Below are 26363 nucleotides of genomic sequence, written 5' to 3' on the forward strand. Positions count from 1 at the left end.
CTCACGCCGCTCAGGTGTGACGCCCCCTGGACAGATGGGCGCCGGCGTCGGATGATCAAATGAGTGCGGTCGACACCGGATGAGCGCCCAAGAGGTCAACGTCACGCGTCCGGGTCGCAGCCCCCACGGGGCCTCCAAACAAAAAACCCCTCATTTAGGAGCAATCGTGGCGCGCGACATCGCTGCTCCCCCCGTCCCCACCAACCACCAGGAGCTGATCTCGTGGGTGAACGAGATCGCCGAACTGACCCAGCCGGACGAAGTGGTCTGGTGTGACGGATCCGAGGCCGAGTACGAGCGCCTGTGCGAGGAGCTCGTGGCGAAGGGCACCTTCCGCAAACTCGACCCGATCAAGCGCCCCAACTCGTACTACGCGGCCTCCGACCCCTCCGACGTCGCGCGCGTCGAGGACCGGACCTTCATCTGCTCCGCGAAGGAGGAGGACGCCGGCCCGACCAACCACTGGAAGGACCCCGCCGAGATGCGGGAGATCTTCAGGGGGGAGAAGGGTGAAGGCGGCCTGTTCCGCGGCTCGATGCGCGGCCGGACCATGTACGTCGTGCCCTTCTGCATGGGCCCGCTCGGCTCGCCGCTGTCCGCGCTCGGTGTGGAGATCACCGACTCCGCGTACGTCGCCGTCTCCATGCGCACCATGACCCGCATGGGACAGCCGGTCCTGGACGAACTCGGCGACGACGGCTTCTTCGTCAAGGCCGTGCACACCCTCGGCGCCCCGCTGGAGCAGGGCCAGGAGGACGTTCCGTGGCCGTGCAACAGCACCAAGTACATCTCGCACTTCCCCGAGGACCGCGAGATCTGGTCCTACGGCTCCGGCTACGGCGGCAACGCCCTGCTCGGCAAGAAGTGCTACGCCCTGCGCATCGCCTCCGTGATGGCCCGCGACGAGGGATGGCTCGCCGAGCACATGCTCGTGCTGAAGCTGACCCCGCCCACCGGGGAGCCCAAGTACGTCGCCGCCGCCTTCCCGTCGGCCTGCGGCAAGACCAACCTCGCCATGCTGGAGCCCACCATCTCCGGCTGGACCGTCGAGACCATCGGCGACGACATCGCCTGGATGCGTTTCGGCGAGGACGGCCGCCTGTACGCCATCAACCCCGAGGCCGGCTTCTTCGGCGTCGCGCCCGGCACCGGTGAGCACACCAACGCCAACGCGATGAAGACCCTGTGGGGCAACTCCGTCTTCACCAACGTCGCCCTCACCGACGACGGCGACGTCTGGTGGGAGGGCATGACCGAGGAGACGCCCGCCCACCTGACCGACTGGAAGGGCAACGACTGGACGCCCGAGTCCGGTACGCCCGCCGCGCACCCCAACGCCCGCTTCACCACGCCCGCCGCGCAGTGCCCGATCATCGCGCCGGAGTGGGAGGACCCCAGGGGCGTGCCGATCTCGGCGATCCTCTTCGGTGGCCGCCGGGCGACCGCCGTCCCCCTCGTCACCGAGTCCTTCGACTGGAACCACGGCGTCTTCCTCGGCGCCAACGTGGCCTCCGAGAAGACCGCCGCCGCCGAGGGCAAGGTCGGCGAGCTGCGCCGCGACCCGTTCGCCATGCTGCCGTTCTGCGGCTACAACATGGGCGACTACATGGGGCACTGGGTCGACGTGGCCAAGGACAAGGACCAGTCCAAGCTGCCCAAGATCTACTACGTCAACTGGTTCCGCAAGGACGACGAGGGCAAGTTCGTCTGGCCGGGCTTCGGCGAGAACGGCCGCGTCCTGAAGTGGATCGTGGAGCGCCTGGAGGGCAGGGCGGACGGCGTCGAGACCCCGATCGGCGTGCTGCCGACCAAGGAGTCCCTCGACACCGACGGCCTCGACCTCGCCGACGCCGACCTGGACTTCCTGCTCAGCGTCGACAAGGAGGTGTGGCGCGAGGAGGCGGCGCTCGTCCCCGAGCACCTGAACACCTTCGGCGACCACACGCCCACCGAGCTGTGGGACCAGTACCGCAACCTGGTGGAGCGCCTGGGCTGACCCTCCCCACCCAGCTCCGCGTCCGGTCCGACTAGCCCTGACCCGCGAAGTCGTCACGAAGGCCGGCCGCGAGGGGGTCTCCTCCCGCTCCAGTAGCTCGCAGTTCCCCGGAGCGTGGGGGAGCCCCGCTCGGGCCGGGTCCCCGCACAACGGCGTGCGACGGACCCGGCCCTTCGGCATGTCCGGGCCGCCCCCGCCTCACCCGGACCGTCGTGTGGGTGGCTTCCCCACGCCTCACTGCTGTTCTCCGAGGCCGGAGCGATCTCGCACACCCGCACCTCGGTCACTGCCATGGCGGTCGCCACGGCAGCCGCGGGCCTGTCGCCGGCCCACCCCCCCACAGCGAGCGCGGCCACCTCCGCGGCCGACGACTTCCTTCGGGCGCGCCACGCCGTCGGAACCCTGTCGCTCCGCGCGGTGTGCCGGTGTACGCTCCCGATCTTGCACGACCCGAACGGCCGTTCCCCCTTCCGCGGGAGGGAGGGAGCCGGTCGGTTCAGGTCGCCAACACAGCCTGTGGGGGGCACAGTTGAATACAGTTCGAGGTACCAGAGGTTCCCGGCGTACGGGAGGCACCGGCCGTACCGGACGCCTCGCGGCCACGCTGCTCACCGCCGCGCTCGCGGCCGGCGGCCTGACCGTCGCCGCCGCACCCGCCGCGCACGCCGCGGCCTCCGACGTCGTGGCCAAGCTGCCGATCTCCTCGTTCTCGGCGCTGACGGTCGACTCCGCACACCAGCGCGTGTACGTCGCCGACAGCAATCTGGGCTACTACGACAACAAGGGACTCGTCGCCGTCTACGACTTCTCCGGCGAGCGCGTCACCACCCTCACCACCCCGCGCCACGTCTCCGGCCTCGCGCTGAACACCGACGGCAGCGTGCTGTACGTCGGCAGCCGGGACGGCGTCCTGCGGTACGACACCACCACGTACCTGCCGCTCAGCTCCGTGGTGGCGGGCACCGACACCTGCGGGCGCAGCATGGCCCACGCGGGCGGCAGGGTCTACCACACCGCGCCGTACGCCAACTCCATGTCCGACTGCGACACGACGCTCACGTACCTGGACTACAGCCAGAGCGACAACACCTGGCAGCGCAGCGGGTGGCAGGACCACGGCAAGCTCCAGCTGGAGGCGGGCCCGGGCGACCGGCTGATGATGGGCCAGCCGCTGAACACCAAGGCTCCGGACCCGTTCCTCTCGGTGTTCGACGCGAGCGGGACGACCCCGGTGCGCACGGCCGGACGCCGTTTCGCCGACGCCGACGGCAAGGGCGCCCTGAACCTCAAGGACATGGCGTTCTCCGCGGACGGCACCAAGGTCGCCGTCGCGGACGCGGCCGCCGGTACCCGGCTGCTGGACACCGCCGACCTGTCCGACGCCGCGACCGGCTACCCGGCGCTGCCGTCCGGGGCCTCGGCCTCGGCCGTCGCCTTCAGCGGTGACGGCAAGTACCTCGCGCGCGGCGCCTCGGCCTCCGGGGCCACGCCCGACCTGCTGCTCTCGCCCGCCGACCCGGGCGACGCGACCGCTCCGCTGGAGTTCGCCTTCGAGGGCAGCCTCGACGGCGACCGGGTGGCGCCCCGCGGACTGGAGTGGTCCGCCGACGGTTCCCGGCTGTTCGCGGTCACCACCAACACGGCCGGCAGCCAGTACTGGCTGCACGTCGTCCAGCCCCCGGCCGTGCAGTACGACGCCCGCTTCACCGGCGCTGTGACCCACAGCCCCGCCCAGGCGGTCGCGGGGGAGGCGCTGGCGGTGCGCGGCAGGCTGGAGCTGGACGGTCCGGCACCCGCCGAGCCGCTGAAGGTCACGGCGACCCGCACCGACGCGGCCGGTACGCACGAGCTGGGCACCGCCACCGTCAAGGCGGACGGCACCTTCACCGTGCTCGACGAGCCGGACCTGATCGGCGAGGCCACGTACACCGTGTCCTTCCTCGGCGACCTCACCCACCGCCCGGCCACCGACGTCACCCACACGGTGTCCGTCGGCAAGGCGGCCGCCTCGATCGCGCTGACCGCCCCGGCGGAGGCGTCGATGAGCACCGGCGTCCACCTCACCGGCACGTTCACCGCGCAGGGGAAGGCGCTGCCCGACCGGGCCGTGCTGAAGGTGGAGCGCGCCGACCGGCTCGGCACCGGCACGCTGTCGTCGGTGACGGTCGCCGCCGACGGCACGTTCACCGTCGACGACCTGCCGCGCACCCGCCGGGACACGACCTACACGGTCAGCTGGCCCGGCGACGACCTGCACACCGGGGCGACCGCGTCGGCGACGGTCCGCGTCACCCGCTGATCGCGCGCACAGTGGAACGGGGCACCCCGGGCGGCCTGCCCGGGGTGCCCCGTCCGTGGTGCGGGGTGAGTGGCGCCCGGTCCGCGCGTCGCTGCGGGTGCGCGCGGACCGGGGCCGTCAGGGGGTGCCCGGTGGGAACGGGCTCAGTGGGCCGCGAGTTCGCGCGGCTCCAGGGCCGCGGCGTGCGCGTCCATCCGCTCGGCGGTCAGGATCGCGACCGCCGTGTCGGCGCGGGAGGCGGCCACCACCAGGGCGCGTCCCGCCAGGGTGTGCGCCCGCCGGTGCAGGGCCGCCGGATGCGGCGAGGGGCGGGCCGCGGTCACCGGCACGCGGACCGGGGCCTGTCCGCCCCGCAGCCGGGTGACCTGCTCGGCGAGCCGGTCGGCCGCGGTGTCCAGGTCGGTGTCGGGTACCTGCGCGCGCAGCTCGTCCGTGACGGCGAGCAGCGCGGCGAGGTGGCCCGCGAGCTGGATGTCCAGCTCTTCGTCCCGGGACCGGTGGGGGAAGTCCGAGGTGGTGCCGGCCATCGTGCTGTGGACCGACTTGCCGCGGATCGGTTCGTACATGGGATGGCCTCCTGAGTGCTTCAGGAAACCATCCTACATTGGATTCAATCTAAAGTTGATAGTGATCCGCGATACGGCTCAGGGCTGGCCGTACCCGTCCAGGAAGGTGCCGATCCGCCCCACCGCATCGCGCAGGTCGCTCGCCGTCGGCAGGGTCACCACCCGGAAGTGGTCGGGCTCGGGCCAGTTGAAGCCGGTGCCCTGGACGACCATGATCTTCTCCTGGCGCAGCAGGTCCAGGACCATCCGCCGGTCGTCCTTGATCTTGAAGACCTTGGGATCGAGGCGCGGGAAGAGATACAGCGCCCCCTTCGGCTTCACGCAGGTCACACCCGGAATGCTGGTCAGCGCCTCGTGCGCGGCGTCCCGCTGCTCCCGCAGCCGCCCGCCGGGCAGCACCAGCTCGTTGATGGTCTGCCGCCCGCTGAGCGCCGCGACCACGCCGTGCTGGCCCGGCATGTTGGCGCACAGCCGCATGTTGGCCAGGATCGTCAGGCCCTCGATGTAGGACTCGGCGTGCGCGCGCGGACCGGAGATCGACATCCAGCCGACCCGGTAGCCGGCCACCCGGTACGCCTTCGACATGCCGTTGAAGGTGAGGGTGAGCAGGTCAGGGGCGATCGCGGCGGTCGGCGTGTGCGTGGCCTCGTCGTACAGGATCTTGTCGTAGATCTCGTCGGAGCAGACCAGCAGGTTGTGCCGGCGCGCGATGTCGGTCAGCCCGCGCAGCATCGCCTCGTCGTAGACCGCGCCGGTCGGGTTGTTCGGGTTGATGATGACGAGCGCCTTGGTGCGGTCGGTGATCTTCCGCTCGACGTCCGCGAGGTCGGGCATCCAGTCGGACTGCTCGTCGCACCGGTAGTGCACCGCCGTGCCGCCGGACAGGGAGACGGCGGCCGTCCACAGGGGGTAGTCGGGTGCCGGGACCAGGACCTCGTCGCCGTCGTCCAGCAGTCCCTGCATCGCCATCACGATCAGCTCGGAGACGCCGTTGCCGATGAAGACGTGCTCGACGTCCGTCTCGATGCCGAGGGTCTGGTTGTGCATGACGACCGCCCGGCGCGCGGCCAGCAGCCCCTTGGCGTCGCCGTAGCCGTGTGCCGTCGAGACGTTGCGGAGGATGTCCTCCAGGATCTCCGGCGGGCACTCGAAACCGAAGGCGGCCGGGTTGCCGGTGTTCAGCTTCAGGATGCGGTGCCCGGCCGCTTCCAGCCGCATCGCCTCCTCGAGCACCGGTCCCCGGATCTCGTAACAGACGTTGGCGAGCTTGGTCGACTGGATCACCTGCATGTCCGTGAGCTTACGACCCGGTTACGTCCCACGGGTCGTGTTATCCGCCACTTGAGACGTGCGGTTTGGGTGGGTTTCGTCACGCGCCCGTTGCCGGGTCACCGCGGAGTGCGCCGCACCGACCGCCCCGCCAGCACGTCCGTCCGCCGTCCGTCCTCCATCACGAACCGCCCGTCGACCAGTACGTACGGGATGCCCGTCGGCAGCACGCGCGGGTTCTCGTACGTGCTGCCCGCCGCGACCGTCGCCGGGTCGAAGAGCACCAGGTCGGCCCGGTAGCCCTCGCGGACCAGGCCCCGGTCCGGCAGCCGCAGCCGGGCCGCCGGGCGCGAGGTGAGGTGGGCGACGCACTCCTCCAGCGACAGCACGCCCAGCTCGCGCACGTAGTGCCCGAGGTAGTGCGGGAAGGTGCCGTAGGCGCGCGGGTGCGGCTTGCTCCCCTGGAGGATGCCGTCCGAGCCGCCGGTGTGCACACGGTGCCGCATGATCGCGCGGACGTTCTCCTCGTGGCCGACGTGCTGGAGGATGGTCGGGGCCAGCCGGTCGGTCAGGAGCAGGTGGCGGGCGACCGCCCAGGGGGTCTCGCCGCGCAGCCGCGCCGACTCCAGGACCGTGCGGCCGACGTACTCGCCGAGGGCCGGATCGCCCGTGCCGGAGATCTCGATCGTCTCCCACTCCACGGGCACGCCGTGGCAGCCGTCGGCGCCGATCTCCTCCAAGTGGTGCCGGACGCGCTCGGCGGTGTCGTCGTCCGCGAGCCGCTTCAGGATCTGCTCCGGGCCGCCCTCGCTCGCCCAGCTCGGCAGCAGCGCCACGAGGGTGGTGCAGCCGGGGGTGTACGGGTAGGTGTCGAGCGTGATGGCGGCGCCGGTGGCGAGCGCGTCGTCGAGCAGCGTCAGCAGTTCGGGGGCCCGGCCCTTGTTGACGCCGAAGTTCATGGTGGCGTGGGCGAGGTGGAGGGGGCAGTCCGCCTCGCGGGTCAGCGCCACCATCTCCTCGTACGCCTGGAGGGCACCGGCCCCGTACGAGCGGTGGTGCGGGCAGTAGTAGCCGCCGTACGACGCCACCACCCGGCACAGCTCGGTCAGCTCGGCGTCCTTGGCGTACATGCCCGGCGTGTACGTCAGCCCCGACGACATGCCGACCGCGCCCTGCTCCATGCCCTCGGCGACCAGCCGCCGCATGTGCTCCAGCTCGGCGTCGGTGGCCTCCCGGTCGTCCCAGCCGACCGCGCGGGCGCGCACCGTGCCCTGCGGGATCAGGTAGGCGGCGTTGACCGCGATGCCCCGGTCGAGCCGGTCCAGGTACTCGCCGACCGACCGCCAGTCGAAGTCGATGTCGTCGCCGGGGCCGTTCCATCCGGCGATGGCGCGGCGCACCTCGCCGAGGGTGCGGTCGTCGACCGGTGCGTACGACAGCCCGTCCTGGCCGATGACCTCCAGGGTGACGCCCTGGGCGGCCTTGGCGCTGTGATCCGGGTCCCGCAGCAGCGCCAGATCGCTGTGGGCGTGCATGTCGACGAAACCGGGGGCCAGGACCAGGCCCTCGGCGTCCAGCTCCCGGCGGGCCTCGGGGCGCTGGCACCCGGCGGCCGCCGCCTCCTTGACGATCGAGACGATCCGGCCGCCGTCGACCACGACGTCCGCGCGGTAGGAGTCGGCACCGGAGCCGTCGACGACGTCCGCGTCCCTGATGACCAGCTCTTCCATGTCCGGCTTCCCTTCCCAGGCGTTCTCGGGCGTTCTCGGGCGTTCTAGAAGAACGTGCGGATGTAGTCGACGACCGTCCCGTCCGCCTGCGCGACCGGGATGAGCTGCCACTTGTCGAAGGACGTGCACGGGTGGGAGAGGCCCGTCCCGACCCAGTCGCCCACCTCCAGGTCCGCGTCCCCGGTCGTGCGCAGCCAGGCGTGCTGGTCGGACAGGCCGGTCACCTCGACGCCGGTGGCCGGACGCTCGGCGCCGTCGCGGCGGACGACCTGGGCGAAGGGCAGGTGGAGGTCGTAGGCCGCGTCCCGCTTGCCCGCGTTGGTGAACGCCTGCTCGGGGGAGGGGCGGGAGACGACCTGGCTCCACAGGCGGAAGGCGGGCTCCAGGGCGCCCTCCTCGGGGACCCGGTTGAAGGGCGTCAGCTCGCGGTAGTGACCGTCGTCGTGGGAGACGTACGCGCCCGAGCGCAGCAGCTTCAGTACCGGCAGGGAGAGGCCGGGGACCTCGGCGAACACGTCGGCGACCGCGTCGAACCAGGCGCTGCCGCCCGCGCTCAGCACGATCTCGTCGAGGCCGGCCGCCGTGAACCGCCCCGCCTTGTCGAAGTCCACGGCCAGCGCGACCAGCCGTCGCAGCCACGCGTGCACCTTCTCGGGGTCGGCCCCGGGCACCTCGCCCTCGTACCCGGCGACCCCGGCCAGCCGCAGCGTCCGCGCGCCGGCCACCGCGTCGGCGACGGCCGTGCACTCGGCCTCCGTGCGGACGCCGGTCCGGGCACCCTCACCGGCGGCCAGCTCCACCACGACGTCCACCGGGCGGGAGGCGCCCGCCTCCGTCAGCGCCGCGTCCATCAGCCCGACACCGTGCACCGAGTCGACGTAGCAGACGAAGCGGAAGTCCGGGTCGGCGTCCAGTTCGGCGGAGATCCACCGCAGGGCGGCGGCGTCGACCAGCTCGTTGGCGAGGAAGATCCGCCGGAAGCCGAAGGCGCGGGCGACCCGCACCTGGTGCGGCACGGCGAGGGTGATGCCCCAGGCGCCGTGCTCGATCTGGCGCTGGAAGAGCTGCGGGGCCATGGAGGTCTTGCCGTGCGGCGCGAAGGCGAGACCGTGCCGGGTGGCGTACGTCTCCATCAGCCGCAGGTTGTGCTCCAGGCGCTCGGCGGACAGGGCGAGGACGGGGGTGGTGAAGCCGCCGGTGAAGAGGTTGCGGCGCTGTCCGGTCAGCTCGGCGACGGTCAGGCCGTCGGCGTCCGGCGGGAGGCCCTTGAAACGATGGTCGACGCGCTCCTCGGCCAGATGGGCGAGGGCTTCGGTGCCGGTGTCGAGGGCCATGGAGCCTCCCTGATCTGATGCGTTGCAAGCAGTGCAACGATCGTTGCGTATATCGCTTACTGCTGTCTAACATCTCGGCCAACGCGGGGTCAACGGATCCGCCGGGGCCCGCGAGAGCGACGAGGAGCCCCCACCATCGTGACCGCCACCGGACCCACCAGCACCGCCCCCGACGTCGTGGACGTCGTCGCGCTCGGCGAGTCCATGGTCACCTTCCTTCCCTCCGTGCCCGGGCGGCTCGCCGACGTACCCTCCTTCACCCGGGCCATCGGCGGCGCCGAGTCCAACGTGGCCTGCGTGCTGGCCGCCGCCGGGCACTCCGCGCGCTGGGTCGGCCGGGTCGGCGCCGACGGCTTCGGCGACCACCTCGTCGAGGCGATCGGCGCCTACGGCGTGGACGTCTCCGCGGTGCGCCGCGACCCCGACCGCCCCACCGGCGTGTACTTCCGCACCGCCGGGGACCGGGCCACCGACGCGCACGAGGTGGCGTACTACCGGGCGGGCTCCGCGGCCTCCGCGATGTCGGCCCGGAACATGGACCTCGACGCGATCCGCTCCGGGCGCGTCCTGCACCTGTCCGGCATCACGCCCGCGCTCTCCGCCGACTGCCTCGCCCTGATGCGCGAACTCACCGCCCGCCGCCCCGGCCGGCCCCTCGTCTCCTTCGACGTCAACCACCGCCCCGGACTGTGGCGCGGGGACACCGACGGCTCACGGGTGCTCCTGGAACTGGCGCGCGGCGCCGACCTCGTCTTCGTCGGCGAGGACGAGGCCTGGGACCTGGGCGGCCCCGAGGCCGTGCGCGCCGCGCTGCCCGAGCCCGAGCTGCTCGTCGTCAAGCAGGGCGCGACCGGCGCCACCGCCTTCCACCGGACCGCCGGCGCCGACGGCACCCAGGCCCACCACGTCACCACCGTCCCCGCCCTCACCGTCGACGTCGTCGCCGCCGTCGGCGCGGGCGACGCCTTCGCCGCCGGGTTCCTCTCCGCCACCCTGCGGGACCTGCCCGTCCGCGAGCGCCTGCGGCACGGCCACCTGATGGCCGCCGCCGCCCTCACCGCCCCCGGCGACCTCGCCACACCCCCCGCCCGGCACCACGCCGACCGGCTGGCCGCCCTCGACGACGACGCGTGGGGGAGACTGCGACTCGGCCCCGGCTGGACACAGGCCGGCGAAGGGGCCGAGGAGGAGGTACGAACCCCATGAGCCAGACCGTCGACCGCGCGCTGAGCATCCTGCCGCTGCTCGCCGAGGGCCCCGCCGACCTGGGCCGGGTCGCCGACCGCCTCGGCGTCCACAAGTCCACGGCGCTGCGCCTCCTGCGGACGCTGCACGAGCACGGCTTCGTCTACCGCCAGTCCGACCAGCGCTACCGCCTCGGCGCCCGGCTGATCGCCCTGGCCCAGGAGGCGATGGAGAACCTCGACGTCCGCGAGATCGCCCACCCCCACCTCGTACGCCTCAACGAGCAGTGCGGACACACCGTCCACCTCGCCGTCTACGAGGAGAACGAGGTCCTCTACATCGACAAGGTGGAGAGCCGCTACCCGGTGCGCATGTACTCCCGGATCGGCAAGCCCGTCGCCATCACCGTCGCGGCCGTCGCCAAGCTGCTGCTCGCCGACCTCCCCGAGAACGAGCGCCGAGCCGTGGTCGAGAAGCTCGACTACCCCCTGTACACGGCCCGTTCGACACCGAACGCCGACGGCTTCCTCAAGGAGCTGGCCAAGGTGCGCGAACAGGGCTGGGCCACCGACCTCGGTGGCCACGAGGAGTCCATCAACTGCGTCGCCGCGCCCATCCGGGGCGCCGACGGCCGGGTGACGGCCGCGATGTCGGTCTCCGCGCCGAACGTCGTCGTCACCGCCGACGAACTCCTCACCCTGCTCCCGCTGGTCCGCCGCACGGCGGACGCCATCAGCGGCGAGTACTCCGGCAGGACCCCAGTCAAGGAAGTCACCGCATGACCGACAAGATCGCTCTCACCCCCGCGACCCACACCGTCCCCCCGGCGAAGTTCAGCCACGGCGTCAAGCGGGGCAACATCCTCCAGGTCGCCGGCCAGGTCGGCTTCCTCCCGCACGAGGAGGGCAAGGCCCCCACCCCGGCCGGCCCGGCCCTGCGCGAGCAGACCCTCCAGACCCTCGCCAACGTCAAGGCGATCCTCGAAGAGGGCGGCGCCTCCTGGGACGACGTGATGATGATCCGCGTCTACCTCACGGACGTGGACCACTTCGCCGAGATGAACGAGATCTACAACGCCTACTTCGAGGAGCAGGGCCTCACCCAGCCGCCCGCCGCGCGCACGACCGTCTACGTCGGTCTGCCCGCCGGACTCCTCATCGAGATCGACGCGCTGGCCGTCCTCGGCTGACCCTCGCCTCCGTCTTTCCTTCCGTCTGACTGTCGCACGGGACGGCGCCCCTCACCCCCGGGCGCCGTGCCGCGCCCCGCCCTGCTCGAAAGCTGTATGTGTTTACCCAGAGGACCCCCGTATGTCCCCCATGTCCCTCCAGTTCGCCGCCTCCGCACCAGCGGAGACCCCGCCCCACACCGGCGGCCTGCTCCACCTGATCGACGGCACGGCGGGCCTGCTGACCGTCGCCACGATCGGCATCGTGCTGCTGCTCTTCCTGATCATCAAGGTGCGGTTGCAGCCGTTCGTCGCGCTGCTCGCCGTCTCCATAGCCGTCGGTCTGCTCGCCGGCCTGTCGGTCACCGAACTCTTCGGCACCGTCCAGAAGTCCGACGCCGTCTCCACCATCGAGTCCGGCATGGGCGGCATCCTCGGGCACGTCGCCATCATCATCGGCCTGGGCACCATGCTCGGCGCGATCCTCGAAGTCAGCGGCGGCGCCCAGGTGCTGGCCTCCCGGCTGCTGGGCCTGTTCGGCGAGAAGCGCGCGCCCCTCGCCATGGGCCTGACCGGTCTGATCTTCGGCGTTCCGGTCTTCTTCGACGTGGGCATCTTCGTCCTCGCGCCCATCGTCTACGCCGCAGCCAAGCGCTCCGGCAAGTCGATCCTGCTCTACTGCCTGCCGCTGCTGGCCGGCCTGTCGATGACCCACGCCTTCCTGCCGCCGCACCCCGGCCCGGTGGCCGCCGCCGGACTGCTGCACGTGGACCTCGGCTGGGTGATCCTCATGGGCATCGTCTGCGGTGTCCCGGCCGTGCTCGCCGCCTGGGCGTTCTCCGCCTGGATCGGCCGCCGCATCTTCGTGCCCGTACCGCAGGACATGGTCGAGGCGGCCGAGGAGGCCAAGCAGGCCGTCATCGACGAGCAGAGCAAGGCCGGCGTCGCGCCGCACGAGAGCCCCGTCGCGCTCGGCACGGTCCTCGGCATCATCGGCACCCCGCTGGTCCTCATCCTCGCCGCGACCTTCTCCTCCATCGCCCTGGACGAGTCCACCCTCCGCTCGGTGATCGAGTTCTTCGGCAACCCGTTCGTGGCCCTGACCATCGCCCTGTTCCTCGCCTACTACCTGCTCGGCATCCGGCGCGGCTGGTCCCGCAAGTCCCTGGAGACCGTCTCGACGGCCTCGCTGAAGCCGGTCGGCAACATTCTGCTGGTGGTCGGCGCGGGCGGTGTCTTCGGTGCCGTCCTCAAGGCCAGCGGCGTCGCCCAGGCCCTCTCCGACACCTTCAACGACGTCGGCCTGCCGGTGATCGTCCTGTCCTACCTGATCTCCCTGGTGCTGCGGGTCGCCCAGGGCTCGGCGACGGTGGCCATCGTGACGACGGCGGGCATCGTGGCACCGCTGCTCGCCGAGGGCGACCACTCCCAGGCGTTCGTCGCCCTGGTCATCATGGCCATCTCGGCGGGCTCCATCTTCGCCTCGCACGTCAACGACGGCGGCTTCTGGATGGTCGCCAAGTACTTCGGCATCAGCGAACGGGACACGCTGAAGACGTGGACCGTGCTGGAGAGCGTGCTGTCGGTCGCCGGGTTCGTGGTGGCGGCGGTACTGAGCCTGTTCGTGTAGGCGTCTCGTGTAGGCGTCTGATAACGAAGTTGGGGCTGGCTGTGTCCGACACAGGATCGTCGACCATACTGCCCGCTGTGGAGCAGCGCAGAGGATCGACCAGCCAGCCCCTGGAAGGCGCCGGATTCGACCCGGCCTTCATCCCCGGGCTCACCGCGCCCGTGACCGGTGAGCCGGAGGACGGGAGATCGGCGAAGGAGGCGGAGGAGGAGCCCGAGGACGCTCGCGTCGCGGACGAGACCGCGGCTTCCGAACCCGCCGAACAGGCCGGGGAGCCGGAGGAGGAAGAAGACGCCCCGGACCCCGACGGCCCCGTCTTCGAGGCCGCCGACCGCCGCGCCAGGATCGTCGCCGACCACAAGGGCGTACGTCTCTCCCTCGACGACCAGAGCTGCGAGTTCCGCTGGGACGAGGTCGGGGCCGTCGAGACCGAGACGGGCCGCTTCGGCAAGCGGTTCACCGTCACGGTGCACACGCCGGACCGCCGCTGGTACCCGATCGAGATCGAGGCGACGTCCCGGAGCCGCTTCAAGGAGTGGGAAGCCGCCCTGGACGAGGTCCTGGACGCGTACTTCGAGGACGGCGAGACGCAGGACGGGGCGGAGCCCGACACGACGTCCGACACGCCGTCCGACACGCCGTCCGACACGGAGGATGAGGCGAAGTCAGACGCCCAGGATGAGGCGAAGGGCGACGCCAAGTCCGACGCGAAGGGCGGGGTGAAGCCCGAGGTGAAACCCGAGGTGAAGGGCGCGGCGGACGGCGACGAGTAGGCGCATCGCGTGAAGATCCCCGCACGCCCTCTTGTCCCACCGGCCGCCATGAGATTTGTTGGCCCGCATGGCGGACTCCACGGGCAACACCAGTGACACCGGGGCACCACGCGATCCCGACTCGGCACCCCGTAAATCCAGTTGGCGCTACATCGGCCCCGGCATCGTCGTCGCGGCGACCGGGGTCGGCGCCGGCGACCTCGTGGCCACCCTGATCGCGGGCAGCAACTTCGGATACACCCTGCTGTGGGCGGCGGTCCTCGGCTGCCTGGTCAAGATCTCCCTCGCCGAGGCGGCGGGCCGCTGGCACCTGTCCACCGGCCGCACCCTCTTCGACGGCTGGGCCAGCCTCGGCCGCTGGACCACGTGGTTCTTCGGGATCTACGTCGTCATCTGGGGCTTCTCCTACGGCGCGGCGGCGATGTCGTCCAGCGCCCTCCCGTTGCAGGCGCTGTTCCCCGGCGTGATGGACCTCGAATGGTGGGGCGTGGCCTGCGGCGTGGTCGGCCTGGTCTTCGTCTGGTTCAACAAGTACGCGGTCTTCGAGAAGGTCATGACGGTCATGGTGGGCGTCATGTTCGTCGTGACGGTCTACCTCGCGATCCGGGTCGTGCCCAACCTGGGGAACGCCTTCGCCGGCCTCCTCCCGGTCATCCCGGACGGCGAGGACTCCGTCCTCAACACCCTCGGCCTGATCGGCGGCGTCGGCGGCACGATCACGCTGGCCGCGTACGGCTACTGGGTCAACGCCAAGGGCTGGGCCAACACCGGCTGGATGAAGGTCATGCGGCTGGACAACCGGGTCGCCTACATCACGACCGGTGTCTTCGTCGTCGCCATGCTGTTCGTCGGCGCGGAGCTGCTGCACGCCGCGAACATCGCGCTGTCGGGCGGCGGCAAGGGCCTGGTGCAGCTCGGCGACATCCTGGAGGACGAGTACGGCACGGCGACGGCCAAGTTCTTCCTGATCGGCTTCTTCGCCACGTCCTTCACCTCGCTCATCGGCGTGTGGCACGGCGTGAGCCTGATGTTCGCGGACTTCGTGGCCAGGCAGCGCGACAGGACGGCGGGCAAGGGCAAGGAGATCGCCTCCGGCGAGCACGAACGCTCCTGGCCCTTCCGCGCCTACCTCCTCTGGCTGACCTTCCCGCCCGTCATCCTGCTCTTCCAGGGCGAGCCCTTCCGCCTGGTCATCATCTACGGCGTCCTGGGCGCGGCCTTCATGCCCTTCCTCGCCCTGACCCTGATCTGGCTCCTCAACTCCTCCCGCACACCGCGCGAATGGCGCAACGGCTGGCTGAGCAACGGCATGCTCGCCGTCGCGGGCCTCCTCTTCCTCGTGCTGTGCCTGAAGGAGGTCTGGGACCAGCCGTGGGCGGACTTCTTCTGATCCCACCGGCCCACCGGTCCACCGGCCGCCCGCCCGGTCCTGCCGGAGCTCGTCCCACTCCGGGCTGAGCGCCGTCTCCCGCAGCTGATCCATGGTCAGCCCCTTGCGCAGCGACCAGGCCGGCGTCTCGGGCATCGCGTCCACCACCTCGTGCCACACCTCCGCCGTGGCGACCTCCTCGGCGGACCAGTGACCTGCGCGAGCGGCATCGTGCCGACTGCCCCCGCCCGCGTCTCCGCGGGCGGGGGCAGTCGGTCAACCGTGGCTACGGCAGCGCATGCACATGCGCCCCCACCGCGTTCGACCACGCGTTCCCCGCCGTCGCGTCCCAGTTCGTGGACCAGGTCATCGCGCCCCGCAGGCCGGGGTACGTCCTCGACGGCTTGAAGGAGCCGCAGTTCGTGCCCTTGGTGAGGCAGTCCAGGGCGGCGTTGACCACCGACGGGGCGACGTAGCCGCCGCCCGCCGCACGGGTGGAGGCCGGCAGGCCCAGGCCGACCTGGGACGGGTCGAGGCCGTTCTCCAGCTGGATGCAGGCCAGGGCGGTGAGGAAGTCGACCGTGCCCTGCGCGTACACCTTGCCGTCGCAGCCCAGCATCGTGCCGCTGTTGTAGTACTGCATGTTCACGACGGTGAGGATGTCCTTCACGTTCAGCGCCGTGCGGAAGTACGAGCCCGACGTCGACTGCATGTCGATCGTCTGCGGCGCCATCGTCAGGATCATGTCCGGGCCCGCCTTCGCCGACAGGGCGCGCAGGGCCTGCGTCATGTAGGTCGGGTTGAGACCGTTCTCCAGGTCGATGTCGACGCCGTCGAAGCCGTACTCCCGCATCACGGAGTAGACCGAGTTCGCGAAGTTCGTCGCGGAGGCGGAGTCGTTCACCGAGACGGTGCCCTTCTCGCCGCCCACCGAGATGATGACCTTCTTCCCGGCGGCCTGCTTCGCGCGGACGTCCGCCTTGAACTGGTCGACCGTGTAGCCGCCGAGCCCGGCCGAGTCGAGGTTGAAGGTGACCGCGCCCGGCGTCGCCGTCGCGTCCGCGAAGGAGACCGCGATGATGTCGTACTGGGCGGATACGTCCGAGATCCGCTGGACCGTCGCCCCGTTGTCGAAGTTCTGCCAGTAGCCGGTCACCGCGTGCTTGGGCAGGTCGCCGCCCCCGCCGCCGCCCTGCTCCGTCGTCCGGGCCGTGACCGCCGCCGACTTCGCCGATTCACCGGCCGCGTTCGTCGCCGTGACCTGTATGGAGTACGACGTGGAGGCCGCGAGGCCGGTGACCGTCGCCGACGTGCCGGTGACCGCCGTCACCTTCGTACCGTCGCGGTAGACGTTGTAGCCGGTGGCACCCGCCACCGCGTTCCAGGCGAGCGACGCCGAGGAGGACGTCGTACCGGAGACGCTCAGGCCCGCCGGGGCCGACGGGACCGTGGGCTCCGGCTCACCGTCGCCGCCGCCTCCGTCGGGGCCGAAGACGGACAGGTCGTCGGCGTAGTAGGCCGACTGCCCGTACCAGCCGTGCGTGTACACGGTCACCGAGGTCGTCGAGGAGCCCGTCGTGAACCTCGTCGACAGCTGCTTCCAGGAGGCCGAGTCCGGCGTCCAGGTGGACACGTCCGTCGTGCCGGTGCCCGTCACGCCCAGGTACGCGTACCCGCCCTGGACCCACGCGCTCAGCGTGTACGTCGATCCGGGCTTCACCTTCACCGTCTGGGAACACCGGGCGTTGTCCTGCCCGCTCGGTGACGCCTTGAGCGCGGCGGAGCCCGCGTGCGCCGGGGAGGAGACGGTCGTACCGCTGTTCGCCGAACAGGACCAGTTGCTCAGACCGGCCTCGAAGCCGGCGTTCTTCGCGTTGTTGACGTCCGCGGCGGACGCCTGGCCGACGGCCGTGACCGAGAGGGCGAGCGCGGCGGTGACGGCTCCCGCCCAGAACTTCGTCCGTCTGCCGAACCGTCTGTGCACGGGCTCCATTGAGGCCTCCGGTGGGGGAGTGGGGGCATTGAGGTGAGGGTGGTCCAGACCAATTGTGAGTGTCAAGGGGTAGGTCCGGACCAAGTTCGCCACCGCGTCCCGGACTTGCTGCACCCGGGGGCACCCTCCCTCGGCCGACCGGCCGACCGGCCGACCGGCCGCCAGCGGTCCCGCAACGGGAAAATGCTCAACCTGCCCCGGTTTGCTGCACCTTGTGCAACACAAGTTGTTCCACAGCTACAGAAACGCTGTTCTCCGGTCACAGACGCGTGGATACAGTGCTCAGGTAGTCACGCAGTGAAGTCATCAGGGTGTGCCGTAGTGACACCGGCAGACCGACGGGCATGGGGAGACGGGGAGCCGCGCGTGCCAACTGCCATTGCCGTGACCAGTGCCGACATGGCACTGCCGCCACAGGACGAACGGACGATGCCCGCGGTCGTCCTCCAGGACCTCGACCGGCGTCCGCTGGAGCAGGCGCTGGCCGAGCTGCAATCGCTGGTCGACCAGCACGGGCACGTGATCGTGGTGTGCTCGCAAGCCCTCCCCGAGAGCGTGGAGCGACGGCTGCACACCGTCCGCGCCCTCCTGGAGACCGACCGCATCGCCCTGTTCCGGCCGCCCCTGCCCCCGCTCGGACTCGCCGTACTGGCCCGTCAGTTGCGGCAGCTGGCCTCCTGCGACCTCAGCCCCGGCGTCCTCGCCTCGGCCGGTCGGCTGCTCACCCACTACATCCACGCCGGCGCGCTGCTCGGCTCCGTCGCCCGGCTCGACCACGTTCCCGTCGGTCTGAAGTCGCACGCCAGGTCCTGGATGCCGGGCAGCCAGTTCGGCGTCGTGGCGCATCCCGTGCCGCAACTGGTGCGGATCGGCCCCGAAGCCGCACTCGACGGACCCGAGTTCGGCACCTGGCTGCTGGTCGCCAAGGGCCAGTCGCCGTCCGACTGGGTCGCCGGCACCCTCGCCCCGTCCTGGCGCGTGCAGGGGCTGCGCGAGACGCCGCTGCCCGCCGAGTCCCCCGGCTGGTGGGGGACCGGACGGCTGACCGAGTTCTGCGCCTATCTGCCCGACCTCTCGGTCCTCTACCAGCTGGTCACGTCGGTGCGGCAGAGCACCTGCCACTGGTGCGGCATCGACGTCATCGGAGACCGGTGCGTGTTCTGCTCCGCGACACCGCCGGTCCACGACGCGACCTCACCGGGATACGAGACGACTTCACCGGGATACGGGACGACTTCACCGGGGCAGGACACGACATCACCGGGGCAGGACACGACATCACCGGGGCACGACACGGCGCCGCCGGGGTACGGCGCCCGGCGGGACGCCGCACTCGGGCACCGCCGTGAGAGACGAGCCCTCTCCGGGTAGGCCCGTACCGCGCCGCTCCCGTCGCCCAGCCCGCCCGTCGTCCGATCCGGTTCGACCGATTCCCCCAATGAGGTTGCACGGCTCATGAACTCCCGTCAGCGCCGCGGCATCATCCTGCTGATCCTGTCGGTCCTCTGCGCCCTCGGTGCGTTCGCCGGCGTGCTGTCCATCGTCAACGACGTGAAGTCCAAGGTCGGCCCCGAGGTCACCGCGTACCGGCTCAAGACGAACGTGGAGCCCTACACGCCCCTCGGCGAGGGGCAGTTCGAGAAGATCGAGATGCCCGAGCGCTGGCTGTCGGAGAACGCCGTCACCGACCTGGGCCAGGTCCGCGGCAAGATCGCCGTGACGACGCTGAAGAAGGGGTCGCTGCTGCAGAGCGACATGATCGTCGACCAGCCCGCCCTGCGGCCCGGGCAGCAGGAGGTCGCCATCATGATCGACGCGGCGACCGGCGTCGCCGGCAAGATCACGCCCGGCTCCTCCGTCAACGTGTACGCCACCTTCGAGGGAGCGCGTGAGGGTGACCCCGCCCAGTCCAAGATCATCGTCACGAACGCCAAGGTCATCGATGTCGGCGACCTCACCTCGCTGAAGCCCGACGAGAACAGCCGCGACCGGGAACCCACCGACGCCGTCCCCATCACCTTCGCACTGTCCACCATCGACGCCCAGCGCATCACCTACGCCGAGTCGTTCGCCCAGCGGGTCCGGCTCGCGCTGGTGGCGCCCGGCAGCGACACCACGGTCCCGGACAAGGACCGGACGTACGAACTCGCGAAGGACAAGTGAGAGCCCGTATGCCCACGAGGATCCTCCCGGCAGTCGGCGACGCGGACGCCGTACGGTCCATCACGACCCTGCTCAGCCAGCTCCCGGACGCCGAACCGGTCGCCCCGGTGACCGACTCCACCCAGCTCGTCGACACCCTCGCCCGCCTCGCCGCCGAGTCGGTCGACGAGTTGCCCGAGGTCGTCGTCGTCCACGAGCGCATCGGCCCGGTCCCGGCCCTGGAACTGATCCGCGAGGTCGCCCTCCGCTTCCCGGCCGTCGGCGTCATCCTCGTCACCTCCGACCCCGGCCCCGGCCTCTTCCAGGCCGCCATGGACTACGGCGCCCGCGGCCTGGTCGCCCTGCCGCTCGGCTACGAGGAACTGGCCAGCCGCGTCCAGGCGGTGGCCCAGTGGTCGGTGGGCGTACGCCGGCACCTCGGCAGCGGCGTCGACGTGTTCACCGGAGCCGGCGGCACCGTCGTCACGGTCAGCGGCGCGAAGGGCGGCGTGGGAGCGACCCTGACCGCCATCCAACTGGCCCTGGCGGCACAGGCGTCGGGCCGCCCCACGGCACTGGTCGACATGGACCTCCAGGCCGGCGACGTCGCCTCCTACCTGGACGTCCAGTTCCGCCGCTCGGTCGTCGACCTCGCCACCATCACGGACATCTCGCCGCGTGTCCTGGCCGACGCCGTCTTCCGCCACGACACCGGCCTCGCGCTGCTGCTCGGCCCCGGCGAGGGCGAACGCGGCGAGGAGGTCACCGACCGCGCCACCCGCCAGATCGTCAGCGCCCTGCGCTCCCGCTACGAGGTGGTCGTCCTCGACTGCGGCGCCCAGCTCGGCGGGGCCGGCGCCGCGGCCGTGGAGATGGCCGACTCGGCGCTGCTGGTCACCACCCCCGACGTGGTCGCCGTGCGGGGCGCCAAGCGCGCGGTGCGGATGTGGGACCGGCTGCAGATCCGCAAGGCGGAGGAGACCACGGTGGTCGTCAACCGGCACACGCGGGCCACGGAGATCCAGCCCCCGCTGATCCAGAAGATCACCGGCACGGCGGTCGCCGCCACCACCGTCCCCGCCAACTTCAAGGAGCTCCAGGGCGCCGTGGACGCCGGCCGCGTCCACGAACTGGACAGCAAGAGCACGGTGAAGCAGGCCCTGTGGGCGCTCGCGGGCGAACTCGGGCTGGTCAGGGCCGCCGAGGGGGACCATCGCAAGGGCGGCGGCCGGTTCCGCGGCGGCGACCGGGGGTCGGCGAGCTTCCGGCGGCGGAAGGACGGTGCGGGATGAACGCCTTACGCCGCGGGTCCCGGGTCGCCCGCCCCGCGCGAGGGGTCGCCCGCCCCGCGCGAGGGGTCGCCCGCCCCGCGCGAGGGGTCGCCCGCCCCGCGCGAGGGGACGGGCGCCCGCCTCGGGACGCCCGGCCGGCCGCGGGAGGGGACGCGGGCCAGGTCACCATCGAGTTCCTCGGCATGACCCCGGTGATCATCGCGACGCTGGTGGTGCTGTGGCAGCTCGTACTCGTGGGATACACGTACACGCTCGCGGGTAATGCTGCCGACGAGGCTGTTCGGGCGGCGACGGCGGCGGACCGGGGGGCGCGGCAGGGAGCCTGCCAGGAGGCGGGCCGGGACAAGCTGCCGGGCGCGTGGGAGGGGGGCGCCGAGGTGGGTTGCGACACCGCGGGCGGCTTCGTCACCGCCGACGTGCGCATCGAGGTGCCCATCCTCTTCCCGGGCACGGTCAGCTTCCCGTTCACCGTGCACGGGCACGCGGGCGCGGTGGAAGAGGAGACCGACTGAGATGCCGTACTCCTCGAACTCCTCGAACTCCTCGCACTCCGCGGACTCCTCATGCAGCTCACACTCTTCGTGCTCCTCCTGCTCTCCGAAGGGCCGCGCCAGGGACCGTGGCCAGGTGGCCATCGAGTATCTCGGGTTCCTCCCGATCCTGATCATCGTCGGCATGGCCGCCGTACAGCTGGGCCTGATCGCGTACACCGCCCAGCAGGCCGGTACGGCGGCCCGGGCCGGCGCCCGCAGCGCCTCGCTCCAGGAGAGCGCGGCGGAGGCGTGCGCGGCGGCGGTCAGCGGCTGGCTCGCGGACGGCACCGACTGCCCACCGTCGTACGGCGGGGACGAGGTGACGGTCACCGCCACCGTCGACATCCCCTCGATCGTGCCCGGCTGGGACTTCGGGGACGCCACCAGGACCGCCACCATGCCACTGGACCACTGACCGAGGAGCCGAGGACGCATGAGCCTGCGCGCACGCATCCACTCCCCCGAGGAGCACGGCAGCCGGGGCGAGGACGGACACCTGGTCGCCTCCTACCGGGCCAAGCTCCTGGAGGAGATCGACCTCGCCGAGATGAGTTCGCTGGCGATGGCCGAACGCCGGGCCCGCCTCGAACGGGTCCTCGGGCACATCATCAGCCGCGAGGGCCCGGTCCTGTCGACGGTCGAGCGCTCCCAGCTGATCCGCCGGGTCGTGGACGAGGCCCTCGGCCTCGGCATCCTGGAACCGCTGCTGGAGGACGCCTCGATCACGGAGATCATGGTCAACGGCCCCGACGCCATCTTCGTGGAACGCGGCGGCCGCGTCGAACAACTTCCGCTCCGCTTCGCCTCCAACGAGCAGCTGATGCAGACCATCGAGCGCATCGTCTCGACGGTCAACCGCCGCGTGGACGAGTCGAACCCGATGGTCGACGCCCGCCTCCCCTCCGGCGAGCGCGTCAACGTCATCATCCCGCCGCTGTCACTGACCGGCGCCACCCTCACCATCCGCCGCTTCCCGCGCTCCTTCACCCTCCACGAGCTGATCGGCCTCGGCTCGCTCGACGAGCACATGCTGTATCTGCTCGCCGGCCTGGTGCAGGCCCGCTTCAACATCATCGTCTCCGGCGCCACGGGCACCGGGAAGACGACCCTCCTCAACGCGCTCTCCGGCCTGATCCCGGAGACCGAACGCATCATCACCATCGAGGACTCGGCGGAACTCCAGCTCCAGCAGGCCCACGTCATCCGCCTGGAGTCCCGCCCGCCGAACGTCGAGGGCCAGGGCCGCGTCACCATCCGCGACCTCGTCCGCAACTCCCTCCGTATGCGCCCCGACCGCATCGTCGTCGGCGAGGTCCGCGGCGGCGAGTCCCTGGACATGCTCCAGGCCATGTCGACCGGCCACGACGGCTCGCTCGCCACGGTCCACGCCAACAGCGCGGAGGACGCCCTGATGCGCCTCCAGACCCTGGCCTCGATGTCGGACGTGGAGATTCCGTTCGTTGCCCTGCACGATCAGATCAACAGCTCCGTCGACGTCATCGTCCAGCTCACCCGCTTCGCCGACGGCGCCCGCCGCATCACCGAGATCGCCATGCTGGCCAGCCACGGCGGCGAGCCGTACCGCCTGGCCACGGTCGCCCGCTTCAACGCCCGGCCGATGACCGCCGACGGCGGCATCTACGGCGCCTTCGAGTACTACCCCCTCCCGCGCCGCACCGCCGAGCGCCTCTACATGGCGAGCCAGCCCGTCCCGCAGGCCTTCGGCGTGGCCCACACCGCGGACCAGCTCGCCACCCGGGAGGCCAGGTGACCGAACGGATGCCGGCCCGGCCAGACACGTTCGGACCCGTTCGCGTGGAAGCCGGACAGGACCCGCCCGATGGAAGCCGGGCAGGACCCGCCCCGATGCAAACGAGGTCAGGACCCGCCCCGATGGAAGCCAGGCCAGGACCCACCCCGATGCAAGCCAGGTAGGAACCGCCCGATGGAACTGGAAACGCTCGTCACGCTCACCACCGGCATCACGCTGCTGACCTGCGCCCTGGCGGTCATGGGCCTGCACTCCTACGCCGCCGGTAGGGCCCAGCGGGCTGCCCTGGTCGACCGCCTCTCCGCCGCCGGCCGGCTCCCTTCCGCCGGGCGCCCGCGCCGCTTCCGCACCCTGGACCGCCGCCTGCGCCGCACGAAGCTCGGCCGGAGACTCGAACTGCGCCTGACGGCGACCGGCCTGGACGTCACGCCCGGCGAGTTCTTCGTGTACATGCTCGCGGCGGTCGCGGGCCTGGGGCTGATCGGCCAGGCGACCCTGGCCCCGTTCTTCGGTCCGATCGCCGCACTGCTGGGTGTCGGGGCGGCGCTGCGGTTCCTCGACTGGCAACGCCAGAAACGCATCGAGAGGTTCATCAACCAGCTCCCCGAGATCGCCCGCATCATCGCCAACGCCACCCAGGCCGGCCTCGCCCTGCGCACCGCCATCGGCATGGCGGCGGAGGAACTGGAAGCCCCGGCCGGCGAGGAACTCGGAAAGGTGGCCGACCAACTGGCCATCGGCGCCTCGATGGACGACGCCCTCGGTGAACTCGCCGACCGCCTCCCTTCTCGGGAGTTGGTCGTCCTGGTCACCACCCTCGTCCTCTCCAACCGGGCGGGCGGCCAGGTGGTGAGCGCACTGCGCAATCTCACGGAGACGCTGGAGGAGCGCAAGGAGACCCGGCGCGAGGTCCGCACCCAGCTCTCCCAGGTCAGCATGACGTCGTACGCCGTCCCCGTCCTGGGGGTCGGCTCGTTGTTCCTGATGAACGGAGTGAAGGACGGCGCCCTGGAGCGGATGACGGGATCCCCGGCCGGCCAGGCCGCGGTGCTGATCGCCTTCGCGCTCTACGCGGTCGGCTTCATCCTCATCCGCCGCATGTCCCGCATCGACGTCTGAGGGGGGAGCTGACCGACATGGGACTGGGACTACTCCTCGCCCTGCTCATGGGCCTGAGCGTCTGGGGCGTCTTCGCCGGCATCCGCATGTACCGGGCCGACGCCAAACTGCCCCCCGACCTCGCCCTCGCCCTGGAGGTCGGCTCCACCCGCACCGGCGCGGTGGACTCCCTCATCGACCGAATGGGCATGCGTTACGCCCCCGCCGTACTGCGTCTGATGGGCCCCGCCCTGGTGGCCAGGTACCGGCGCAGGATCGACCTGGCCGGCAACCCCGGCGGCCTGACCATCGACCGCTACGCCGCCCGCCGGGCGGTCTACGGCTTCCTGGGCGCGGTCGGCTTCGTGGTCTTCGTCCTGCGCGGCCAGTTCGTTGTAGCCCTCTTGCTGTTGGCCTTCGGCGCGTTCTGGACGGAGGTAGGCATCTGGTCGGCGATCCGCATCCGCAAGGACGTGATCGAGCGCACGCTCCCCGACTTCCTGGACGTACTGGCGGTCGTGGTGAGCGCCGGCCTGGGCTTCCGCCAGGCCCTGGACCGCGTGTCGATGCGCTACGAGGGCCCCTGGGCCGACGAACTCCGCATCACCCTGCGTCAGATGGACCTGGGCATGAGCCGCCGCGAGGCCTTCGCGGAGCTGCGCCGGCGCAACGACTCCGAACAGGTGGCGATGTTCGTGACGGCACTCCAGCAGGGCGAGGAACTGGGCGCCCCCATCGTCGACACCCTGGTGTCCCTGGCCAAGGACATGCGCCGCACGGACGCCCAGAACGCCCGCCGCAAGGCCGCTCGCGCGGTCCCCAAGGCCACGATGATGATCACCACCTTCATGGTCCCGGCCACGATGATCCTCCTCGGCGCCGGTCTGATCCTGGGGTCCGGTACGGACTTCGGGACCATCACGGGCGAGTAGCCGAGCAGATGAGCGGAGGGGAGGACGCCATGTCGATCAGACGCCAGGGAAACGAGGAGGCCGTACCCGAGAAGAGTGCAACTGCACACATCCCGAAACCGCTAACAGTCCGCGAATGGAAGCCCAGTCGGGCTACTTCAACACAACATCTTTCGCATGTGCAATCAACTGTGAGACAGTCGTTGTCTGGTATTCCCGACAGGTCGAGGTCCCAACTGAACGCGAGGGAGGCGGAGATCGTGGACGACGTGACGTCCGGCATGACCAACCAGCGCATCCCCGCCCCCCACCACCCCCAGGAGTGCCGCCGCCGAGCCGCGGTGCCCGGGACGACCTCGATGGACCGACTCACAGCACATGACGGGGCCCGCGATGACGCCCCGGGGCCCTCTGACCCGAGGGCCCTCCCGCCGCACGTTCCGCACGACGAACGCGGCATCGTCCACCCTGGAGGGGAACACCATGACCAACTGGCTTCACACCACCGCCGCCTACCTGCAGTCCCGCGCCGCCGCCCGCAACGACAAGGGGCAGACGGCCGTGGAGTACCTGGGGATCATCGCGGTGGTGGTGGCGATCGTGCTGGCGATTACGGGGACGGACATCGGTCAGACGATTTACAACGCGATCAGGGACAAGATTACCGAGGTCACCGGCGGCTGATGCCTCTCCGTACACGTGGGGACGCAGGGCAGGCTTTCCCCATCTACATCACGGTGGTGGGAGGCCTGCTCTTTCTCGCGCTCGCGTACTTCGCGGTCGGCCAGGCCGCGGCGACTCGTAGTGAGGCACAGACGGCGGCTGATGCCGCAGCGCTCGGGGCAGCCCTGGAAACCCGCGACCGCCTGGCGGACGAGTGGCTGGCGAACGTTCTGGAACCGGATTCATGGCAGGACATCTTCGAAGGAGAGGCGTCAGTGCCCAGCGCCTGCTGGCGCGCTCACGAGTTGGCGGCACGCAACGACGGCAGCGTGGATTGCGAACCGGACGGACTTCTGGGCTACACAGTCGTTGCCCAGACCAACGACACCGTCGGGGACACGATCGTGCCGGGGACGGAGGAACAGAAGGCGACGGAGTCCGCGACCGCGGTCATCGAAGCCCGCTGTTCGGTCAAGCCGCCCGCCGAGGAAGCCGACCGCGACGCGCTGCCCAGGCTCTCCTGCAAGGGCGAGGTCTGGGATTTGGAGCCGGACGATCTCTCGGACCTGCCGAGGCCCGAGGATCTCTTCGACGTCCATCTGGCCGACTGACAAGCGAACGACGAAGGCGAAGGAAGCGGA

23 protein-coding genes are annotated in these 26363 nt (G+C 71.0%); 18 read left to right on the top strand and 5 right to left on the bottom strand.

Annotated features, from left to right (window positions below):
• Positions 1 to 166: 166 nt before the first annotated feature.
• Both ACIQ6R_RS02565 and ACIQ6R_RS02570 read left to right on the top strand, forming a co-directional pair.
• Complete coding sequence (locus ACIQ6R_RS02565; protein ID WP_404218211.1) at positions 167 to 1996, top strand: phosphoenolpyruvate carboxykinase (GTP); 1830 nt, start codon at positions 167 to 169, stop codon at positions 1994 to 1996.
• Between the two features lie 529 nt (positions 1997 to 2525).
• Positions 2526 to 4295, top strand: coding sequence for an Ig-like domain repeat protein (locus ACIQ6R_RS02570; RefSeq protein WP_404218213.1), 1770 nt, complete (start codon positions 2526 to 2528; stop codon positions 4293 to 4295).
• Between the two features lie 143 nt (positions 4296 to 4438).
• Here ACIQ6R_RS02570 and ACIQ6R_RS02575 read toward each other — a convergent pair whose 3' ends face one another.
• The 4 genes from ACIQ6R_RS02575 to ACIQ6R_RS02590 all read right to left on the bottom strand — a co-directional run bounded on the left by ACIQ6R_RS02575 (position 4439) and on the right by ACIQ6R_RS02590 (position 9194).
• Entirely contained in the window at positions 4439 to 4861 is a 423-nt protein-coding gene (locus ACIQ6R_RS02575) for a hypothetical protein (RefSeq protein ID WP_404218215.1), read from the bottom strand.
• A gap of 78 nt (positions 4862 to 4939) precedes the next feature.
• Positions 4940 to 6151 carry a pyridoxal phosphate-dependent aminotransferase gene (locus ACIQ6R_RS02580; protein ID WP_404169655.1) on the bottom strand — a complete coding sequence of 404 codons (1212 nt, stop codon included), beginning with the start codon at positions 6149 to 6151 and terminating at the stop codon, positions 4940 to 4942.
• A 98-nt stretch (positions 6152 to 6249) separates the two neighbouring features.
• Positions 6250 to 7860 (bottom strand): amidohydrolase family protein, encoded by a 1611-nt coding sequence (locus ACIQ6R_RS02585; RefSeq protein WP_404169658.1) that lies wholly within the window; start codon positions 7858 to 7860, stop codon positions 6250 to 6252.
• Positions 7861 to 7904: 44 nt separating this feature from the next.
• Positions 7905 to 9194 (bottom strand): amino acid deaminase, encoded by a 1290-nt coding sequence (locus ACIQ6R_RS02590; RefSeq protein WP_404218217.1) that lies wholly within the window; start codon positions 9192 to 9194, stop codon positions 7905 to 7907.
• A 138-nt stretch (positions 9195 to 9332) separates the two neighbouring features.
• Between ACIQ6R_RS02590 and ACIQ6R_RS02595 the strand changes: the two genes are divergently transcribed.
• The 6 genes from ACIQ6R_RS02595 to ACIQ6R_RS02620 all read left to right on the top strand — a co-directional run bounded on the left by ACIQ6R_RS02595 (position 9333) and on the right by ACIQ6R_RS02620 (position 15340).
• The gene (locus ACIQ6R_RS02595) at positions 9333 to 10400 is read left to right on the top strand and encodes a sugar kinase (RefSeq protein ID WP_404218219.1); all 1068 of its coding nucleotides are present in this window, start codon (positions 9333 to 9335) and stop codon (positions 10398 to 10400) included.
• The gene (locus ACIQ6R_RS02600) at positions 10397 to 11161 is read left to right on the top strand and encodes an IclR family transcriptional regulator (protein ID WP_404169666.1); all 765 of its coding nucleotides are present in this window, start codon (positions 10397 to 10399) and stop codon (positions 11159 to 11161) included. The genes ACIQ6R_RS02595 and ACIQ6R_RS02600 overlap by 4 nt, the downstream gene beginning before the upstream one ends.
• A complete protein-coding gene (locus ACIQ6R_RS02605) occupies positions 11158 to 11568 on the top strand; it encodes a RidA family protein (RefSeq protein WP_404218221.1) in 411 nt (136 codons plus the stop codon). The genes ACIQ6R_RS02600 and ACIQ6R_RS02605 overlap by 4 nt, the downstream gene beginning before the upstream one ends.
• A 121-nt stretch (positions 11569 to 11689) precedes the next feature.
• Positions 11690 to 13177, top strand: a complete 1488-nt coding sequence (locus ACIQ6R_RS02610; protein WP_404218223.1) for a GntP family permease — start codon at positions 11690 to 11692, stop codon at positions 13175 to 13177.
• 77 nt (positions 13178 to 13254) lie between these two features.
• A complete protein-coding gene (locus tag ACIQ6R_RS02615; protein WP_404218224.1) occupies positions 13255 to 13950 on the top strand; it encodes a hypothetical protein in 696 nt (231 codons plus the stop codon).
• 67 nt (positions 13951 to 14017) lie between these two features.
• A complete protein-coding gene (locus ACIQ6R_RS02620; RefSeq protein WP_404218225.1) occupies positions 14018 to 15340 on the top strand; it encodes an Nramp family divalent metal transporter in 1323 nt (440 codons plus the stop codon).
• 265 nt (positions 15341 to 15605) lie between these two features.
• On the opposite strand, the gene ACIQ6R_RS02625 is transcribed toward ACIQ6R_RS02620, so the two are convergent.
• Positions 15606 to 17312: a chitinase gene (locus tag ACIQ6R_RS02625; protein WP_404218227.1), complete on the bottom strand. Its 1707-nt coding sequence runs from the start codon at positions 17310 to 17312 to the stop codon at positions 15606 to 15608.
• Between the two features lie 399 nt (positions 17313 to 17711).
• Here ACIQ6R_RS02625 and ACIQ6R_RS02630 point away from each other — a divergent pair, with 399 nt between their 5' ends.
• The 10 genes from ACIQ6R_RS02630 (at position 17712) to ACIQ6R_RS02675 (ending at position 26333) form a co-directional block, all read left to right on the top strand.
• Entirely contained in the window at positions 17712 to 18683 is a 972-nt protein-coding gene (locus ACIQ6R_RS02630; RefSeq protein ID WP_404218665.1) for a hypothetical protein, read from the top strand.
• 84 nt (positions 18684 to 18767) lie between these two features.
• A complete protein-coding gene (cpaB, locus tag ACIQ6R_RS02635; RefSeq protein ID WP_404169679.1) occupies positions 18768 to 19475 on the top strand; it encodes a Flp pilus assembly protein CpaB in 708 nt (235 codons plus the stop codon).
• A gap of 8 nt (positions 19476 to 19483) precedes the next feature.
• Positions 19484 to 20746, top strand: coding sequence for a CpaE family protein (locus ACIQ6R_RS02640; RefSeq protein ID WP_404218229.1), 1263 nt, complete (start codon positions 19484 to 19486; stop codon positions 20744 to 20746).
• A gap of 182 nt (positions 20747 to 20928) precedes the next feature.
• Positions 20929 to 21258, top strand: a complete 330-nt coding sequence (locus ACIQ6R_RS02645) for a pilus assembly protein (RefSeq protein ID WP_375924787.1) — start codon at positions 20929 to 20931, stop codon at positions 21256 to 21258.
• Positions 21259 to 21373: 115 nt separating this feature from the next.
• Complete coding sequence (locus ACIQ6R_RS02650; RefSeq protein WP_404169685.1) at positions 21374 to 21694, top strand: TadE/TadG family type IV pilus assembly protein; 321 nt, start codon at positions 21374 to 21376, stop codon at positions 21692 to 21694.
• An 18-nt stretch (positions 21695 to 21712) separates the two neighbouring features.
• Positions 21713 to 23050, top strand: a complete 1338-nt coding sequence (locus tag ACIQ6R_RS02655; protein ID WP_404169688.1) for a CpaF family protein — start codon at positions 21713 to 21715, stop codon at positions 23048 to 23050.
• A 174-nt stretch (positions 23051 to 23224) separates the two neighbouring features.
• Positions 23225 to 24169 (top strand): type II secretion system F family protein, encoded by a 945-nt coding sequence (locus tag ACIQ6R_RS02660; RefSeq protein WP_404218232.1) that lies wholly within the window; start codon positions 23225 to 23227, stop codon positions 24167 to 24169.
• Positions 24170 to 24186: 17 nt separating this feature from the next.
• Positions 24187 to 25080 carry a DUF5936 domain-containing protein gene (locus ACIQ6R_RS02665; RefSeq protein WP_404169694.1) on the top strand — a complete coding sequence of 298 codons (894 nt, stop codon included), beginning with the start codon at positions 24187 to 24189 and terminating at the stop codon, positions 25078 to 25080.
• A 462-nt stretch (positions 25081 to 25542) separates the two neighbouring features.
• A complete protein-coding gene (locus ACIQ6R_RS02670; protein WP_404218234.1) occupies positions 25543 to 25743 on the top strand; it encodes a Flp family type IVb pilin in 201 nt (66 codons plus the stop codon).
• Positions 25743 to 26333, top strand: coding sequence for a pilus assembly protein TadG-related protein (locus ACIQ6R_RS02675; protein ID WP_404218236.1), 591 nt, complete (start codon positions 25743 to 25745; stop codon positions 26331 to 26333). The genes ACIQ6R_RS02670 and ACIQ6R_RS02675 overlap by 1 nt, the downstream gene beginning before the upstream one ends.
• Positions 26334 to 26363: the final 30 nt, after the last annotated feature.

Source organism: Streptomyces sp. NPDC096048, from assembly GCF_044763415.1.
Taxonomy (GTDB): Bacteria; Actinomycetota; Actinomycetes; order Streptomycetales; family Streptomycetaceae; genus Streptomyces.